Annotated in this window: 10 protein-coding genes and 1 tRNA gene; 3 read left to right on the top strand and 8 right to left on the bottom strand. The window is 68.3% G+C overall.

Going from position 1 to position 16,314, the window contains the following annotated elements; genetic code table 11:
* The first annotated feature begins 94 nt into the window (after window positions 1–94).
* The 3 genes from ACWDPV_RS15845 (at window position 95) to ACWDPV_RS15835 (ending at window position 2,070) form a co-directional block, all read left to right on the top strand.
* A complete protein-coding gene (locus ACWDPV_RS15845) occupies window positions 95–532 on the top strand; it encodes a DUF3052 domain-containing protein (RefSeq protein WP_348804187.1) in 438 nt (145 codons plus the stop codon).
* The gene (locus ACWDPV_RS15840; protein WP_449743770.1) at window positions 529–1,059 is read left to right on the top strand and encodes a peroxiredoxin; all 531 of its coding nucleotides are present in this window, start codon (window positions 529–531) and stop codon (window positions 1,057–1,059) included. Before ACWDPV_RS15845 ends, ACWDPV_RS15840 begins: the two co-directional genes overlap by 4 nt.
* Window positions 1,060–1,179: 120 nt before the next feature.
* Entirely contained in the window at window positions 1,180–2,070 is an 891-nt protein-coding gene (locus ACWDPV_RS15835) for an SGNH/GDSL hydrolase family protein (RefSeq protein WP_449743884.1), read from the top strand.
* A 30-nt stretch (window positions 2,071–2,100) separates the two neighbouring features.
* Here ACWDPV_RS15835 and ACWDPV_RS15830 read toward each other — a convergent pair whose 3' ends face one another.
* The 8 genes from ACWDPV_RS15830 to ACWDPV_RS15795 form a co-directional block, all read right to left on the bottom strand.
* A complete protein-coding gene (locus ACWDPV_RS15830) occupies window positions 2,101–5,010 on the bottom strand; it encodes an acyltransferase family protein (protein WP_449743769.1) in 2,910 nt (969 codons plus the stop codon).
* Between the two features lie 182 nt (window positions 5,011–5,192).
* Window positions 5,193–8,168 (bottom strand): acyltransferase family protein, encoded by a 2,976-nt coding sequence (locus ACWDPV_RS15825; RefSeq protein WP_449743768.1) that lies wholly within the window; start codon window positions 8,166–8,168, stop codon window positions 5,193–5,195.
* Between the two features lie 230 nt (window positions 8,169–8,398).
* Window positions 8,399–9,289 carry an SGNH/GDSL hydrolase family protein gene (locus ACWDPV_RS15820; RefSeq protein ID WP_449743767.1) on the bottom strand — a complete coding sequence of 297 codons (891 nt, stop codon included), beginning with the start codon at window positions 9,287–9,289 and terminating at the stop codon, window positions 8,399–8,401.
* An 81-nt stretch (window positions 9,290–9,370) separates the two neighbouring features.
* Entirely contained in the window at window positions 9,371–11,467 is a 2,097-nt protein-coding gene (locus ACWDPV_RS15815) for a protein kinase domain-containing protein (protein ID WP_449743766.1), read from the bottom strand.
* A gap of 52 nt (window positions 11,468–11,519) precedes the next feature.
* On the bottom strand, window positions 11,520–14,039 hold the full coding sequence (locus ACWDPV_RS15810) for a protein kinase domain-containing protein (protein ID WP_449743765.1): 2,520 nt from the start codon (window positions 14,037–14,039) through the stop codon (window positions 11,520–11,522).
* Window positions 14,040–14,181: 142 nt separating this feature from the next.
* The gene (locus ACWDPV_RS15805) at window positions 14,182–15,096 is read right to left on the bottom strand and encodes a YfaP family protein (protein WP_449743764.1); all 915 of its coding nucleotides are present in this window, start codon (window positions 15,094–15,096) and stop codon (window positions 14,182–14,184) included.
* Window positions 15,097–15,444: 348 nt separating this feature from the next.
* Window positions 15,445–15,519, bottom strand: a tRNA-Val gene (locus ACWDPV_RS15800).
* Between the two features lie 93 nt (window positions 15,520–15,612).
* Entirely contained in the window at window positions 15,613–16,314 is a 702-nt protein-coding gene (locus ACWDPV_RS15795) for a CPBP family glutamic-type intramembrane protease (RefSeq protein WP_449743763.1), read from the bottom strand.

Below are 16,314 nucleotides of genomic sequence, written 5' to 3'. Positions count from 1 at the left end.
CCGCGAATTCATCTCGGTGAACCACCCCTTGGTGCACTACGCTGATTCCAAACAGCCGACAGGCACACACTCACACCTCAGGAGGTCTCGCGCGGTGGTAGCCGCCTCAGGGAGCACTGGCTCCGACGGCAGCAGTGCACAGAAGCTGGGGTTCGACCCCGGCATGGTGGTCCAGGAATTGGGTTGGGACACCGACACCGACGACGACCTGCGGGCCGACATCGAGGACGCAATCGACGCCGAGATGCTCGATGAGGACGCCGATGACGTCATCGACGTGGTGGTGTTGTGGTGGCGTGACGATGACGGTGACCTGGTGGACCGGTTGATGGATGCCATCACCCCACTCGCCGACGACGGGTACGTCTGGGTGTTCTCGCCGAAGACCGGCAATACCGGTTACGTCGACCCGAGCGAGATCGCCGAGGCGGCGCCGACCGCCGGACTGACGCAGACCAACGTGGTGAGTTTGGGGGACTGGTCGGGTTCTCGTCTGGTACAGCCGAAGTCGCGAGCCGGCAAGCGGCAATGAGCGATCCGGCCGTCCACGACGCCGACAGCCTGGCCTCCGACGTCGCGGTCGGGGACCGGCGTGCCCCCCTGGAGGTCGGTGATCTCGCACCGGACTTCGAACTGCGTGATCAGAACAATCAGCGGGTATCCCTCTCGCGACTGCTCGGTGAGGGTCGCTCGGTGCTGATCGTGTTCTTCCCGTTGGCGTTCACCGGGACCTGCCAGGGCGAACTCGGCTACATCCGCGACCATCTCCCGCAGTTCAGCAACGATGACCTCACCACCGTCGCCGTGTCGGTCGGGCCGCCACCGACACATAAGGTGTGGTCGTCCACGCAGGGGTTTCTCTTCCCGATCCTCTCGGACTTCTGGCCGCACGGTGCCGTCGCGCGGGCCTACGGGGTGTTCAGCGTCGAGCGTGGCTACGCCGATCGCGGCACCTTCGTGGTCGACGCGGACGGACGGATTCTGTTCGCCGACGTCGTCGGGCCGGGGGAGGCGCGAACCGAGGCGGTCTGGGACAGCGCCCTCGCGACGCTGGGCTGATCCCGGGCCCGGGCGCGTTCCCGGTTCCGTACGGTCCGGATCTCATCGGTTCTTGACCAACTCGTAGCCCGCCAGATGTTGCGACAGAAGTGACTGGTGTAGTTCAGTGTGACTGTTGTGATGAAATTTCTCCGTTCTCAGTTCAGTCGTCACCGGATCATCGCCAGGGGTGGTCTCGGTGCGATCAGTGCCGGCGTCGCGCTGGCCGTGCTCGGCACCGGACCTGCCGGCGCCGCACCGTTCGATGACCTCTCCGGGATTCTCACCCAGCTGCCGAGCGGGTCGTCGACGACGGATCTGCCGGGTCTGCAGGATCTGCCGGGTGTGGTCGACGGGCTCCTCGGGACCCTGAAGGGAACCACACAGGAGGGAACCACACAGCGGGGCGACGGCACCTCACGGTGTACGACGGTGATCCAGATCGGTGACTCGACATCGGTGGCCGCCGACAATGCGGCGATGCTGCCCACCGCCGGGGACACCGCGACCGCGCAGTACCGCCGGATCGGTGCCACCAAGGTCACGGTCGACGCGGTGAGTGGCCGGGCCGTCGTGGGCGGACCGTCACCCGACGCCGAACACGCCGTCGCATCGCGTCTCGCCGCCGGTGAGCGCGGATGCTGGGTCATCGCGATGGGTGTCAACGATGCCGGTGCCATCGCCGGTGGCGGGATCGGGGCCGCCGAACGGATCGACCGCATCATGACGCAACTGCAGGGCCAGCCCGTGCTGTGGCCGACGGTGACCTCATCCCACCCGAGCAACCAGGCCTTCGGGGCGGCCGCGATGGCCACCTTCAACACCGCGTTGCGTGATGCGACCACCCGATACGGCAATCTCGCCGTCTACGACTGGGCCGGACACGCCGGTGCCGACGAGTTCGGTGGCGACGGTATCCACTACACCGCAGCCGGAACCGCCGACCGCAACCGCGGGTTCGCCGATGCCTTGTCGGTCGCTTATCCGCCCGGTGTGGGCGCCACCCCGTCGACCCGGTGGGTGACCGGCTGATCGGTCGGCGGGTCCGGGCGTCGACCGCCCTCAGATCGGGCAGGAGATCGAGCGATCCCGGTGCCCGGTGACCGCCTGCCGTAGACCGGCGGTCACGGCGTCGGCATACATCCAGGTGCCCGGCCCGATCGGGTGGACGTCGTCGGGCCCGAGATTCTCCGGGTGTGCGGCGGCCGCCTGGCACCACGGCGCGAGGAAGACGTCGGCGTGTCGCGGCGCGTAGCGCAGGACCTGCTGTGCCGCCTGCGGGATGCCGTCGACGGGACCGAACGGAACCAGCAGGATGATCTTGTGGCCGGGCCCGATCTCTTTCAGGATGCGGTCGAGTTGACCGTCGAAGGCCTGCCCGTTGGTGCCGAATCCGAGGACCACGTACTTGCGTAGCGCTCGGGTGGCGGCGAGATTCTGGATGACGCCCTCGCCGCCGGAATAGTGGCGGGAGACCTGCGCGTCGATGTAGATCCCGGGGAATCGGGCGATCAGGGCCTGCGACGAGGCGAGCATCACCGAGTCGCCGATGCCGGTGATGTCCCGACCGGCCGGCAGGGTCGGGGCGACAGGCGTCGGACGCGGTGGAGGTTGTTGCTGTGCAACAAGATTCGCTTGTTGCTGGAGTCGGGCGAGCTCTTCGAGTTGGGTCTCCAACTGCGACTTGGCCGGGCTGGTCCCCAGGGACACGCCGGCGAAGAGCACCACGGCCATCGACGCGGCCATCGCGGCGGCGAGGGACGGAACGCGTTCCGACGAACCGAGGCCGGCAAGCACGCCACGGAAACCGCGGCGTCGGAACGGTGTCTCGATCCAGCGGTAGGACATCTCGGACAGGACCAGGGTGACCACGCCGGCGAGGATGCCGATCGCCCAGTCGGGCCACGCCTCGTGGGCGCGGGCGTTGCCGCCGTCGAGCCATTGCCGCAGGAACACCACGACCGGCCAATGCCACAGGTACAGGCTGAACGACCGCTCGCCCAGCCACCGCAGGACCCGGATGCGCAGCAACGCCGCCACCGGTCCGGTGTCGCGGATGGCGTTGTGGACGACACAGGCGGTGAGGATGCTCGCCGCCACCAGGCCGCCGCGATAGGTGATCGGCGCCGTGTCGGGAAGCGTGAACAACAGGACGACGAGTCCGACAAAGGCCAACGGTGCGAGGGTCCACCCGATCACGGTCGCCGCACGGGCACCGACCCGTCGCGGCCACGAGTCGTGGGCGTCGGCGTCGGGTGTGGTGACCAGCAACGCCAGCACCACGCCGATGAGCAGCCCGAAGGAGTGGGTGTCGCTGCCGAAGTAGACGCGGCTCGGGTCGGTACTCGGGTCGTAGAGCAGCACCATCGCCGCCACCGACGCCGACGCGAGGCCGGCCGCGACCACCGCCATGGTGCGCAGCCGTGTCCGCAGTCGAGCGCGCCGGAGCAGCCACAGCATCGCGATGAACGCCAACGGCCAGACGAGGTAGAACTGCTCCTCGATTGCCAGCGACCAATAGTGCATGAAGATCTGCGGTGTGGTGTCGGCGAAGTAGCTGTGCGACTGGGCGATCTGTACCCAGTTGTTGACGAAGAACGCCGACCCGAGGAACTGATTGACCAGTGCGACGGCGACGTCACCGCTCATCAGGCCGGCGACCGCCGTGCAGATCACCAGGACGGTGATCGCCGCGGGCAGGATGCGTCGCGCTCGCCGTTGCCAGAACCGCGACAGGGAGGTGGCGTGGGTGGCGCCGCGCTCGCGCACCAACAGCGAGGTGATGAGGAACCCGGACAGGACGAAGAAGATGTCGACGCCGAGATATCCACCGGGCATCGCGGGTCCGTAGAAGTGATACACGGCCACCGACAGCACCGCGATACCCCGCAGACCGTCGAGGGCGAGCGCATGCCGGATGCGACCGGGCGCCGCGGGGGTGGGCGGGGCCGGCTCGGTCTCGGCGGCGACGGCCGCGGCGGGTGTGGCCGGCTCGTCGACGTGGACGGGGAAGGGTTCGGTGGCGGCGTCGGCTTCCACGGCGGTGGCGGCGAGCGGCGAGTCCGGGACGGGCGTGTCCGGTCGGGCACCGAGGGGCGGCATCAACTCTCGGCGTCGCTGTCGCATCATCGGGATCGGCGCCGGGATCGGGGCCAGGTCGTCGGCTGGTTCGGCGACGTTTCCGACCCGGGAATCCGAGGCGTCGACCTCGGCCTCGTCGGCGGCCTCGTCGGCCTCGTCGGCGGTGATGTCGTCGGTGATGTGGTCGGCGGTGATGTGGTCGTCGTCGGTGGCCTCGGCGGCGACTGCGAGCATCGGGACTTCCACCCGAGCATCCGTCTCGGGGCCGGTGTCGTCGGCCGGGGTTTCATCCGAGTCGGCGTCGGCGTCGGCGTCGGCGTCGGTGTGAGTGTCGGCGTGGTCGTCGGCGACGTCGCTCCCGGGCGTGGACAGCTCGCCCTGAGAATCATCGTGGGCGCAACGATCGGCCGGATCACTCGCAGGCGTTGCCGCGTCCGGATCGCCTACCGACGGCGCTGTGTCGGGGACCCCGATGGCGTCGTCGCGTTCGAGCGTCGGTGCTGATTCCGCGTCGGTGGTGGGCGACGCGGTGGTGTCCGGCTCGGTGGTGTCAGGTTCGGTGGCGTCCGGCTCGGTGGTGGGCGCCGGATCGTCGGCAGTCGTGAAATCGACTGCCGGGTCCGACTCATCGTCGTCGACGAGCGACGTCGATGGGACCGGCGGCGGGGGATATCCGCTGATGGCGGGTCCGACACCGGCTCCGACGAGCTCATGGGCCTGTTCGGCGGCGGGAGCGGTGACGACCGGCTCCGAGGTGCCGGTGACCGTGGCGGCCTCGGTGCGCCGGGCCAGATGACGTGCCTGTACGCCGGTCAACCAGGACACGAGACGATTGACCACGGTGAGCAGGGCGAGCAGGAAATCGTTGATGGGTGTGGCCCCCGGGGACACGTCGGCGTTGGGTGGTTCGAGACGAGGGTTGGTTCGCGGCAGCGGCCGGTCAAAGTGTAGACCGCTGCGACCTTCGCGACATCATCGGCTTCCGGCCCTGTCGATCACGCGGGGGACAGGCCCCGTTCATGGGTGATCCTAATGGGGGACAGTGGGTTTCGCTCGCGACGCAACCCGGTGGGTCAGCCCTGGCGGGGCGGCGTTGCGGTCTGCGGGCTGGTCGGTGCGGGACGCGGTGTCGGCGACGGCGGGATCGTCTGCACGCCCGACGACTCGAGTAGGCATCCCTGAGGCGGTGCGTCGGTGGCCGGGAACACCGACGCCAAGGCGATCGAAAATCGGTAGGCGCGCTGGATGTAGCCGGCCGGGGTGTAGTGGATGCCGTCGCTGAACCAGTCGGGACGCGCCTCGGCGGCCCAGTTGTACAGACGCAGGTTCGGGTAGCGCTTGCAGGCGCGGAGCAGCGCCTTGTTGAACCGCTGCATGGCGGCATTGTTGTACGCCGGATTCTGGTTCAACGGGCTGGTGATCACCGTCGGCCAGAGCACCTGCTCGTCTTTCAGGGGGCCGAGCAGCCGGTCGATGCGCATGTCGACCGGTCCCTGGCCGCCGACCTCCACATTGGCGGTGTCGTTGATTCCCATCGCCATCACCCAGCAGCCACGTTCGCCGCGCGCCAGGTGACCCTGGATCGCGGTCACCGCGTTCGGCTCGCCGTTGACCAGTTCGAGGCTCGACCGGGCGCCCTGGATGTCGGTGATGACGTTCTTCGCACCGACTGCCCGGTACCGTCCGGCGATCCGGTCGGCGGGGTTGGGCAGGTTGTCGGGGTCGTTCATACCGATCGATGTCGAGTCACCGATGTGGATCACCGTCGTGCAGCTGGTGCGGCGTTGGGTGACCGGCAGCAGTGGCCCGGCCGGTCGGGTCGACGGCGTCGTCGGGAGATCCTCGGCCAGGGACGCATTGTCCAGCGAATCCGGGGTGTCGGCATGCAGTCCGCCGAGCGCGACGAGTCCGCCGACCGCCAGCGCGGCGACCACGACGATCGAGATGATCAGATGCGACTGCCGGCGACGTCGCCGCAGACTCGGTGTCGACGGAGCCGGGCCGTGCGGACCATGCGGCGGCTGACCGGGTCGGGGTGGCGCGACCGGGATGCGGGCGGTCTCGGCGTCGGCCGGGGAGGCCGGGCTTTCGTGAACCGGGCTCTCGTGAACCGGGCTTTCGAGAACGGGGGCGTCGTTCACCGGCTGCTCGTTCGCCACGAAATCGGTGGCGTCCAGCGCGGCCTCCACGTCGATGGCGACCGGGATCTGGACCGTGTCGGCGTCGGTCGGTCCGACCGCGGGTGTCGGTTCGGAACCGCCGAGGGTTTCGCCGGTGTCAGACGGGGCGTGATCGGCCGCGCTGCTCGGCTCACTGCTCATCGAGTCCGGGGTGTCGACAACCCGCATGATGGGAATCTCGATCGTGGCATCGTTATCGACGGCTGCGTCATCGACGGTCGCGGTCTCCTCGAGGTCCGCATCGGCGGCGGCGCGGGCCACCGGAATCTCGGCGGTGGCGTCGTCGTCCGTTGGTGCTTCGTCTGCCGGTGCGTCGGGTTCGGCCTTGGTGAGCGAGACGGCCGGGGTTTCGACGGTCTCGGTGGCCGAGAGGTAGCCCTCGTCGAGTGCGGCTTCGACGTCGATGGGCATGTCCGCGGACGAGAGCGTTTCGACCTCCATCGGATCGGGTGCCTCGGCCGGTGTGGGGTCTCCGGTGGGTGAGTTCTCGCCGGTGCTGACGTCGGCCGGTTCGGGCGCGGTGTCGCCGGGCACGCCGAGTTGCCAGCCCGACGTCGCCGGGACCGTCTCCGGTGCGGTCGACGACGTGGCCTGCGCGAGGGGACCGGCGGTGTCCGGGGTCAGGGTGTCCGGGGTCACGATCTCCGGTGTCGCGGTCTGCGCCGCGCGGGCTTCGACGCGCTGCTGGAGGGCGTCCAGCCATCCGGTGAAGCGGGTGGTGAGGGCGATCAACCAGGCCAGGAAGTGGTTCATGAGTGTGTCTTCTGGATCGCGGGGAGTGGTGAAGGCCTTGCGGAAACCCTGACGTCGGATCGGGTCCTCGACGTACCGCCAGGACAGTGACGACAGGATCAGCGTCGTGACGACGACGATGATGCCGGTGGTCACGGGTTTCTCGGACCGGAAGGTCGCCGGCATGAACGCGATGATCGGCATGTGCCAGAGGTAGATGCCGTAGGAGCGTTCACCGATCCATCGCAGTGGTGGGATCGCCAGCACCGTCGCGACCAGCGATTCCGGTACCACCGTGGCGATGAGGACCGCGACCGTTGCGATCGACAGGAGCGCGATGACGTTCTGATACAGCGACAGCGATCCGTCGGGGGTGGTCGCGATCAGGTAGACCATCAGACCCAGTCCGGCCAGTGCGAACACGTCGATGGTGCAGCGCTGATTGTGGCTGACCGTCCGGGCGCGGGCCGGCCACCAGAACGCCAACGCCGCTCCGAGGAGGAGTCCGCCGGCGCGGGTGTCGGTGCCCTCGTAGGCGCGGGTGTTGTCGAAGCCGGCGTGCGCCACGCCGTTGAGCAGCAGGAACGAGACCAGCGCCAGGGCGAGGATCACCAGGGTGACCCAGATCCGCTTCTTGAAGACCAGCAGGAGCAGCCCCAGGAGCAGCGGCCAGAACAGGTAGAACTGCTCCTCGATCGACAGCGACCAGAGGTGATCGAACGGGCCCGGTCCGCTGAACCTGTCGAAGTAGGAGTCCGACGATCCGATGTTGTACCAGTTGTTGACGTAGAACAGGGCCGAGAGCGCCTGCCAGGAGAACTTCGCGAGTTTGTCGGGCATCGCGATCGCGGCCGCGATCAGCGAGGTGCCCAGGACGAGCAACACCGCCGGGATGAGTCGGCGCGCACGTGCGAGCCAGAAACGTTTGAGTTCGAAGCCGCCGGTGCGTGCCCGCGTCGCCAGCAACAGCGACGTGATCAGGAATCCACTGAGGGTGAAGAACACCCCGACGCCCAGCAGTCCGCTGGAGAATCCCGGGACGTGGAGGTGGTAGAGCACGACGAAGCCGACCGCGAGCGCGCGGAGGCCGTCGAGTGCGGGGAGGTACGTGGACCCCTTGTGGGTGGGACGTGGCATACGGGCAGACTGCGGCTTCGTTCTGGAGGCGGGCGGGGGTGACAACTGTGTCCAGGTGCGCCGAAAGGGTGCACCAGCCGATCAGTGTAGCCATGTCCGCCGACAATTCCACAGCGCCGTCACGGGACTGTCGTCCGGACGGGTGAAGGTCTGTCCGATTCGCGAAATCAGAGTGTGTCACAAAGGTTTTCGATGCGGAGGTCCTTTGCATCCGCAAGGGTCTCGAGGACTCAGCCCGCGACCCATTTCACCGTCGGTGTGGCACCTGTTCCGGGAGGGAAAGCGGTGGCCAGCGCGTCGGCGAAGCGACGGTTGCGTTCGGCGGTACCGGCGGCGGTGTAGTGGATGCCGTCGGCGAACCAGCCCGGCTGGGCGACCGCCGCCCAGTCGTAGACGGCCAGGTTCGCATACCGCACCGACGCCCGACGCAACGCATTGTTGAACGACGTCATCGCCGCGGCGTCGTAGGCCTGATTGCTCGGGTCGGAGGTGGCGACCGTCGGCCACAGCACCGGCCGGCCCTGGAGCTGACCCATGATGCGGTCGATTCGTGCATCGGCGTCCACCGAACTGCCGACCGCGATGTTGGCGGCGTCATTGACACCCATCGCGATCACCCAGCAGCCCTGCTGTCCCTTGGCCAGATGGGCGGCCACGGCGTCGTCGGCGTTCGGGCGTCCGTTGAGCTTCTCCACGATCGAGCGGCCACCGTCGGCGTCGAGCTCGACCGTCGTCGCACCCACGCGCTTGTACTGTGCCGAGAGGGTGTCGGCGGCGGTGGGGACGTGGGAGGTGTCATCGACGCCGACCGAGGTGGAGTCACCGATCTGGATGACCGAGGTGCAACGTGTGGTTCCGGGTGCGCCGTCGGGGCGCAGCAGATCGCCCAGCCCGGGGATCGCGGGGAGCAGATCCTGAAGCCCACCGAGCTCCGACGACGAGTTGGGCAGTTGCCCGGCGATCGCGCCGGCGATGTCGTCGATCGGGTCGGCCGAGGCCGTTCCCGCTCCGAGGAAGGCGATGGCCGCCGACGCGCCGAGCGCGGCCACGCCCGCACGGCGCAGGGTCCGGCGGCGACGGCGTCCGGTGGTTCCGGGTCTGGTACCAAAGAATTGAGTCACAATAGTCCCACTGAACTACATCAGTAACTCCTGTTGCAATTCGAGGCGGGCTACAGGTTGATCACGAATGGATGATCCGTGTCAGGAGAAAGTGACCTTTGTCGGCGTTCGAACGGAGTCGGTGGTTCCGTTGCCGATCTCGCCGTAGCTGTTGAGTCCCCAGCAGTAGATGTCGTCGTCGGCGATGGCACATGTGGTTCCGCTGGCGATCGAGACCGCTGTCACATTCTTCAGACCCGCGACGTCGGCCGGGGTCAGTTGATCGTCGAAGCCGCGCGGCCCGCGGGAGTCTCCCCAGCACTTGAGGGTTCGTGTGGTGGTGATCGCGCAGGTTGACCCGTAGCCGGTCACGACCGCCAAGGTGTCGGGCAGCACCGTCACCGGGGTGAGTCGAGTGGTCGTCGTACCGTCGCCGATGGCCCCGGACGTGTTGTCCCCCCAGCAATACGCGGCATCGTCGGATCGGCGCGCACAGGTCGTCCCGTCGTCGAAGGTGTCGCCGGACGATATCGCCGCCGGATAGGTGAAATCCTTCACCTGGGTCGGGGTGAGCCTGTTGACGCGCGTACCGTCGCCGATCTGTCCTTGTTCGTTGTGGCCGAAGCAGTACGCGTCGCTGTCGGCGATGGCGCACGTTGTCTCGTCGCCCACGGACACGTCGGTAACCGATTGCAGTGACTCGACCTTGGCGGGTGCGGTGCGCTCGGTCGTGGTGCCGTCACCGAGTTGTCCCTCGGAGTTGGTGCCCCAGCAGTACAGGAAGCTGCCGGCGATGGCGCAGAAGCTCGACCCGTTGGTGGAGATGTCGGTGACGTCGCTGATGCCCGGGACTTTGGTGGGGGTCAGGATGTTGTCCAGCGTTCCCCAGCAGTACGCGTCACCGGAGGCCACCGCGCAGACGCTGCTGCCGCTGGCCGAGATGTCGGTGACATCGGTGATGCCGACCACCTTGGTGGGAGTCGTCCGGTTGCTGTTGGTGCCGTCACCCAGTTGACCGTGATCGTTCTGGCCCCAGCAGTAGGCCTCCCGGTCCCGGATGGCGCAGGACACGAAGACCCCGATGGAGATGTCGGTGAACGACGGAGCGGCCACCGCGTCCACCGGCGACGAATCGGACCGGTGCGTCGCCCACACGGTGGCGGTCACGGCGAGGGCGGCCACCAGGATCAGGGCGGCCGCCGCCAGGAGCAGGTGGCGTCGACGATGCGGTGACCGGTCACGCGATTCGAGGGTCGGGGCGTTGCCGTCGATCAGACCGGCTGCGGGCGCATCGGGGACGGGCGACGCGACCGCAGATGCCCCGAAGCTGCCCGAGGTGAGTGGGACGGAGTCGGCGGCCGGACCGTGGCCGGACGAGACGGCCAGCACGGCGGCGAGTTCGCCGGCGAGCGCGGCGCAGTCGGGGTAACGCTGCGCGGGGTCCTTGGCCAGGGCCCGCCCGAAGATGGGATCGAGAGCGGCGAGGTCCGGTCGCAGCGTCGAGATCGGCGGCGCCGGTTTCGCCAGCAGGGCGGCCATCATCGCCGACGGGGTGGGTGCCTCGAAAGGTGCTTGGCCGGTGAGGAGTTCGTAGATGGTGCAGGCCAGTGAGTACTGATCGGACGCTGGTCCGGCAGGTTGGCCGTCGATGATCTCGGGCGCGGCATAGGCGAGGGTGCCGATGAACGCGTGGGTGGCGGTCATCCGGGTCGAATCGGCGAGTTTGGCGATGCCGAAGTCGAGCAGGACGACCTGGTCGATGGAGTCGTCGGGTTCGCGGGTGCAGATGATGTTGGCGGGTTTGATGTCGCGATGGATGACCTGGTGCCGGTGGGCGTAATCGAGCGCGGTGGCGGCGCGGGTGGCGACGGTGGCGACATCGGTGTCGGGGAGACCGCCGTGGGTCAGGTCGGTGCCGTCGACGTAGGTCATGGTGAACCACGGAGCGTCGTCGGTGACGCCGTAGTGGTGGATGGCGACGATGCCGGGATGGTTCAGCATCGCTACCGTGCGGGCCTCGTTGACGAAGCGCTGATGGAATTCGGTGTCGTCGCTGACGGACAGGGAGATGATCTTGAGGGCTTCGCGGCGCAGCAGATGCGGGTGCTCGACGAGATACACCGCCCCCATGCCGCCGGAACCCAGTTTGTCCAGGACGTGGTAGCCCGCGAAGGAGCTGCCGATCTCCAGTTGTGCCATCTCTACCGGATCCCCTCAGTCCGCACCAGCGAGGGCAGCGTGTCGGCCCGCATCAGAACGCGACCTCGGTCGGCGACTCGATGTAGTCGGCGGTACCGATACCGGCCTCACCGTCCTGGTTGTAGCCCCAGCAGTACACCGACTGGTCGGTGGCGGCGCAGGTCGTCGCGGCCGCCGTCGTCACCGCTGTCGCCGTTCCGGTGATGCCGGTGACCTTGGTCGGTGTCAGCAGGTACCCGCGCGGGTCCTTCACCGCCGCGTTGCTGTTGTTGTTGCCCCAGCAATACGGTGCGTCGTCGGTGGTGGCGCAGATGGTCTGGCCTCCCAGCGCGACGCTGCGGACATTCGATACCCCGGCCACCTGTGTCGGCACGCGCGTGAGTCGTCGTGTCCCCTCGCCGATCTGGCCGTAGGTGTTGTTGCCCCAGCACCACAGGGTGGACTCGCTGACCGCGCACGTGGTGCCGACCGACGTCGTGAGGTCGGTGACCGACGCGATGTTCGGAATGCGGACCGGGGAGCGCTGGTCGGTCATCGTGCCGTCGCCCAGTTGGCCTTGCCGATTGTCGCCCCAGCAGTACACATCCCCCGAGCGGGTCAACGCGCAGGTCTGGGCAGAGTCGGTGGTCATTGCGGTGACGTCGGTGACGCCCCGGACCTTGGTCGGGGTGGTGCTCGGGTCGGTGGTGCCGTTGCCGATTTGACCGTGGGTGTTGGCTCCCCAGCAGTAGGCACCGCCGTCGGCGACCGCGCAGGTCGTCGACGCGGAGCGAACGTCGTTGCCGGACAGGTACACATCCGAGCCGACCGCCACCGATGTCACGTGGGTCAACGAGCCGACCTTGACGGGCGTCGGGTGGTCGGTGGTGGTGCCGTCGCCGAGTTGGCCGTCGGCGTTGCCGCCCCAGCAGTAGAGCGAACCGCCCGCCACCGCGCACGCCGAGGTCCAGCCCACCGAGATGGCGGTGACATTGCTCAGTCCCTCGACCTTCACCGGCGTCATCGCGGGCGTGGTGGCACCGGTCGCGAGTTTGCCGTCGGCGGAATCGCCCCAGCAGAAGGCCTGTTTGTCGCGGATCGTGCACGTGGTGCCGTGTCCGGTCGACAGCGTCGTGGCCGTCACTTGGGTCAGTTCACCGGACCCGTCGCCGACGACCAGCAGGGTGGCGCCCACGGCAACCGCCGCGACGATCACCGCGGCCAGGACGCCGAGGCCGATCGCCAGAGCGCGTCGCGGCCGACGGCGCGGCGTGGGTGTGGCGGCGTCGGGGTTCGGTGCCGTCGGGGCTGCGCTGCCGGGGTAGGTGTGGCCGACACGCTCCGGGCCGGGTGAGCGGTCGGCCGTTGGGGGTAGCGCGTCGGGCGAGGTCGTCCCCGATGGTGTCGCCGAAGGAGTGAGGAGGGCTTGCGACGAGGTGGAGGTCTGCGGCGGTCCGCTCACCGGCGGCGCAGCCGCGGGCGGGCGCGGAGGTTCGGTGAACGCCGACGGAACCGGTGGCGGAGGCGTCGTGTCGGTGGGCACCAGGGTGGGCGCCGATGCCGAGGGAGCGGCCGGTGGAGCGGCGAGTGCACCGGCCGACGGGGTACCTGTTGTCCCGGAGTCGGACTCCGGCGGTGTGGTGGCCGGCGCCGTGGTGTGTCTCGGTGCGGGCGCGGATGGCGGTGGAACGGGTGCCGCCTCGGGCGCGGGCGTGGATGACTGGCCGCGTCCACGCAGAGACGGTGCCGCCTCGGGTGCAACCGAAGGCGCTGCCGCGCCGGAACCGCCGAGTACCGCAGCGACACTGGCGACGAACGACCGGCAGTCCGGATAGCGACGGGTGGGCGCCTTGTCGAGGGCGTGTCCGAACACCCGGTCGGCGGCTGCGAGATCGGGGCGGCGGGCGCTCAGCGGCGGTGCCGGCCGATGGAGGTGCCCGTCGATCACCTCCGAATCCGATGATCCGATGAAAGGTGCTGTACCCGTGAGCAATTGGTAGAGGATGCACGCGAGTGAGTACTGGTCGGAGGCCGGGCCGGCGGTCTGCCCGCCGATGACCTCCGGTGCCGTGTAGATCGCGGTGCCCGCCAGCGGATCGAGTGTGGGGCGTCCGGTGAGGCCGATGACGCCGAGGTCGAGCAGGACGGCGCTGCCGGGCGCCCCGGCCGCGACGTCGGAGGCGAGCAGGATCTGATTCGGCGCGAGGTCCCCGTGGACCAGGTGACGACGGTGGGCATGATCGAGGGCGTCGGCGATCAGGTCTGCGATCGCGAGCGCCTGCGCGTCGGGCCGTCGGTCGCCGGTGAGGAGATGGCCGTCGACGTAACGGCTGGTCAGCCACTCCCGGCCGGCGTCGACGCCGAACTGCAGGACTCCGGCCAGGCCCGGATGGATGACACCCTGCATCGCTCGTGCCCGGTGGGCGAACTGCGACGGGGCCTCCGGCGTGCGGGTGTCGAGGGTGAGAATCCGCAAGACCTCACGCCGCGGCGGTGCGGAGTGGTCGGCGATGAACATCTGGCCGAGGGCGTCGGCGCGGATGGGCGCGACGAGTCGGTAGCCGCCGACAGTCCCGCCCGTGCTCGCGTTCAACCAGACCCCCTTTGGTGCGCCATCCGCGATGTCGACGTCACGATACCCAACCGATGTCGCGGATTTCCCGGGTGGTCATTCGATCGCACTGTCGCAGACGGCACGTTCGCGCGTCGACGCGGCGTGCGGGACGGAGTGTGGTTCAGCCGACCTGGAAGGTGGTGACTTCGTGGATCTCGGAGGTGTCGGCAGTCCGGTTCGGGGTCGAGAGATTGCCCGTATAGGTCTGTGGTGCCTGCCCACCCACACTGACCGTCACCACATAGTTCGTCGAGGACGTGCCGCACGACGCGTACAGGTTGACATACACCGTGTAGGTGCCCGAAGCGGCCTGCGGGTAGGTGATGTTCTCGTTGCGCTTGCCGTCGATATCGCAGTCGGCGTTGGAGTCGAGATCGAGTTCACCGCCGCTCGACGAGGTCTTCTCGTTGAAGTAGATCTTGCTGCCCGACGGCTCCACGAGGATCAGGTCCAGGTCACTGTCGACGTCCCAGGACGCGGTCACCTGCACGGCACCGGTGCCCACCTTGATGGCCTTGACCTCCTGGCGTACCAACGGTCCCTGATTGCCGGATGCGTCGACGCCGGCGAAGTAGAAGGCGAAGTCCTCCGACGGCAAGGTCTGTGCCAAGGTCATCACTACCGACGCGTTGGAGGTGGCCGACCCCAGTTTCACCTCGGTGTATCCCGGTGCCGGCGCTCCGGTGGGCTGCCCGTTGCGCTTGGCCTCCAAGGCGATGCGCATCGACTGGATCGGGGCTGTCGAGGTGGTGTCCTGCAGCAACGAGCCACCGTTGACGGCGGTGACGTTGTCGCGGAGCGTCAGCTTGGGGCCCGCGTCGTCGCCGCCGCTCAGAGTGCCGCTGACCGTCGACGAACTCGCCCCGGAATCGTTGATCGCGGTGACGCCGGTGACGAAGCCGTCGATGGCGGGCCCGGCCGCGACGGGCGTACCGCTCACCGAGCATGCGGTCGTCAGACCGACGATGACGGAAAGAACTGCGACGACGATCCTGGCGTGGCGACCCCGGCCACGACGTGTCTGTGCGGACTCCATGCAGATAATTAAAGACACCTGAGACCGATTTCGCGAGGGTAATGGTCCGACGTGGCGTGTTTGCCGTGGCTTCGGGGTCGCGTCGGTTCATTCGGGCGGGGGACGTGGGGATCGCCGGACTTATGGGGTGTCGGCCGACTGTCCTTCATCTTCAGAACCGCGATCGCGGTGTGGCCGCAACCGACGACGAGCTGAACCGTGCCCGCCGCGCCGCGGGTGGCCTTGTTGAATTCCGGACCGTGTTGCGGTGTCCGAGGAGGGGGCGTGACGTCACGCCGGCCCTCGATGATCCGAAACGGATGCTGTCGGGATCGCTCGGCATGCAGAAGGCCGGACATGCGTCGATCGTGGTGCGCGCAAAGGGATTCGAACCCCTGACCGCTGGTGTGTAAGACCAGAGCTCTACCGCTGAGCTATACGCGCGGGTCGGTTGGTGAGTGCCGTACCAACACATGAATGTAGCGGTTTGGGTGTGTGACACCCAAACCCAGATCATCCCGAGATCCCGTGGCGGGCTCACCCGACGATCGGCGGCAGCGCGAACAGCACGATCGTCGACCACACGACGTGTGTGCACACGGGGGCGAGAACGCCACCGGTGGCGCGTCGCAGGACCGCGCACACGGTGCCCAGGATGATGGCGGCGAACCCTAGCATCACGTTGCCGCTGGCCAACGTGGCCGCCACGTAGATCACCGTCGAGGTGATGAGCGGGCGATGGGGGACGGCGGCGGTGAAGACCGCGCCCCGGAAGAACAGTTCTTCTGCGACCCCGTTGCCGAGGGTGATGACCGCGACGAGGGCGAGGTTGCCGCTGTCGGCGAAGGCCAGCACCTGACCGATCAGGTCGTTGAGCGAGGGGATGAGGCGGGTGAGGAAGGCGCCGACGACGAAGCACACGCCGACCGCGACACCGACCACGACGCCGAGACCGGCAGCGGTGCGTACGTCGGCGGTTCCGGTGACGGCGAATCGGCCGGCTCGTAGGGGGCCGCCGAGGACACCACCGATCACCCACACCACGCCCAACGCAATGGTCAGTGGGTAGAACGAGGCGTCGCCAGGCGTCGCCGACAGCGAGAACCCCAGCAGCACGGCGCCGACCACGAGCACACCGGTGACGATCTGGCGTCGTCGGCGTTGATGTGTCGGTGCGGTCGTCTCGCCGTCGGCGGTGAGCGCGCGGTAGGCGGCGGTGAGTCGGGCGTGTGAGTCCAC

It is taken from the genome of Gordonia sp. NPDC003504, assembly GCF_053587995.1.
The sequence above is the reverse complement of the archived record's forward strand: the minus strand, read 5'-3'. Positions and strand labels throughout refer to the sequence as shown.

Bases quoted from the DNA above. Each gene is read 5' to 3' on its own strand.
- ACWDPV_RS15815 (WP_449743766.1), bottom strand. From the start codon at position 11,467: ATGGCACAACTGGAGATCGGCAGCTCCTTCGCGGGCTACCACGTCCTG.
- ACWDPV_RS15835 (WP_449743884.1), top strand. From the start codon at position 1,180: ATGAAATTTCTCCGTTCTCAGTTCAGTCGTCACCGGATCATCGCCAGG.
- ACWDPV_RS15805 (WP_449743764.1), bottom strand. From the start codon at position 15,096: ATGGAGTCCGCACAGACACGTCGTGGCCGGGGTCGCCACGCCAGGATC.
- ACWDPV_RS15825 (WP_449743768.1), bottom strand. From the start codon at position 8,168: ATGCCACGTCCCACCCACAAGGGGTCCACGTACCTCCCCGCACTCGAC.
- ACWDPV_RS15840 (WP_449743770.1), top strand. From the start codon at position 529: ATGAGCGATCCGGCCGTCCACGACGCCGACAGCCTGGCCTCCGACGTC.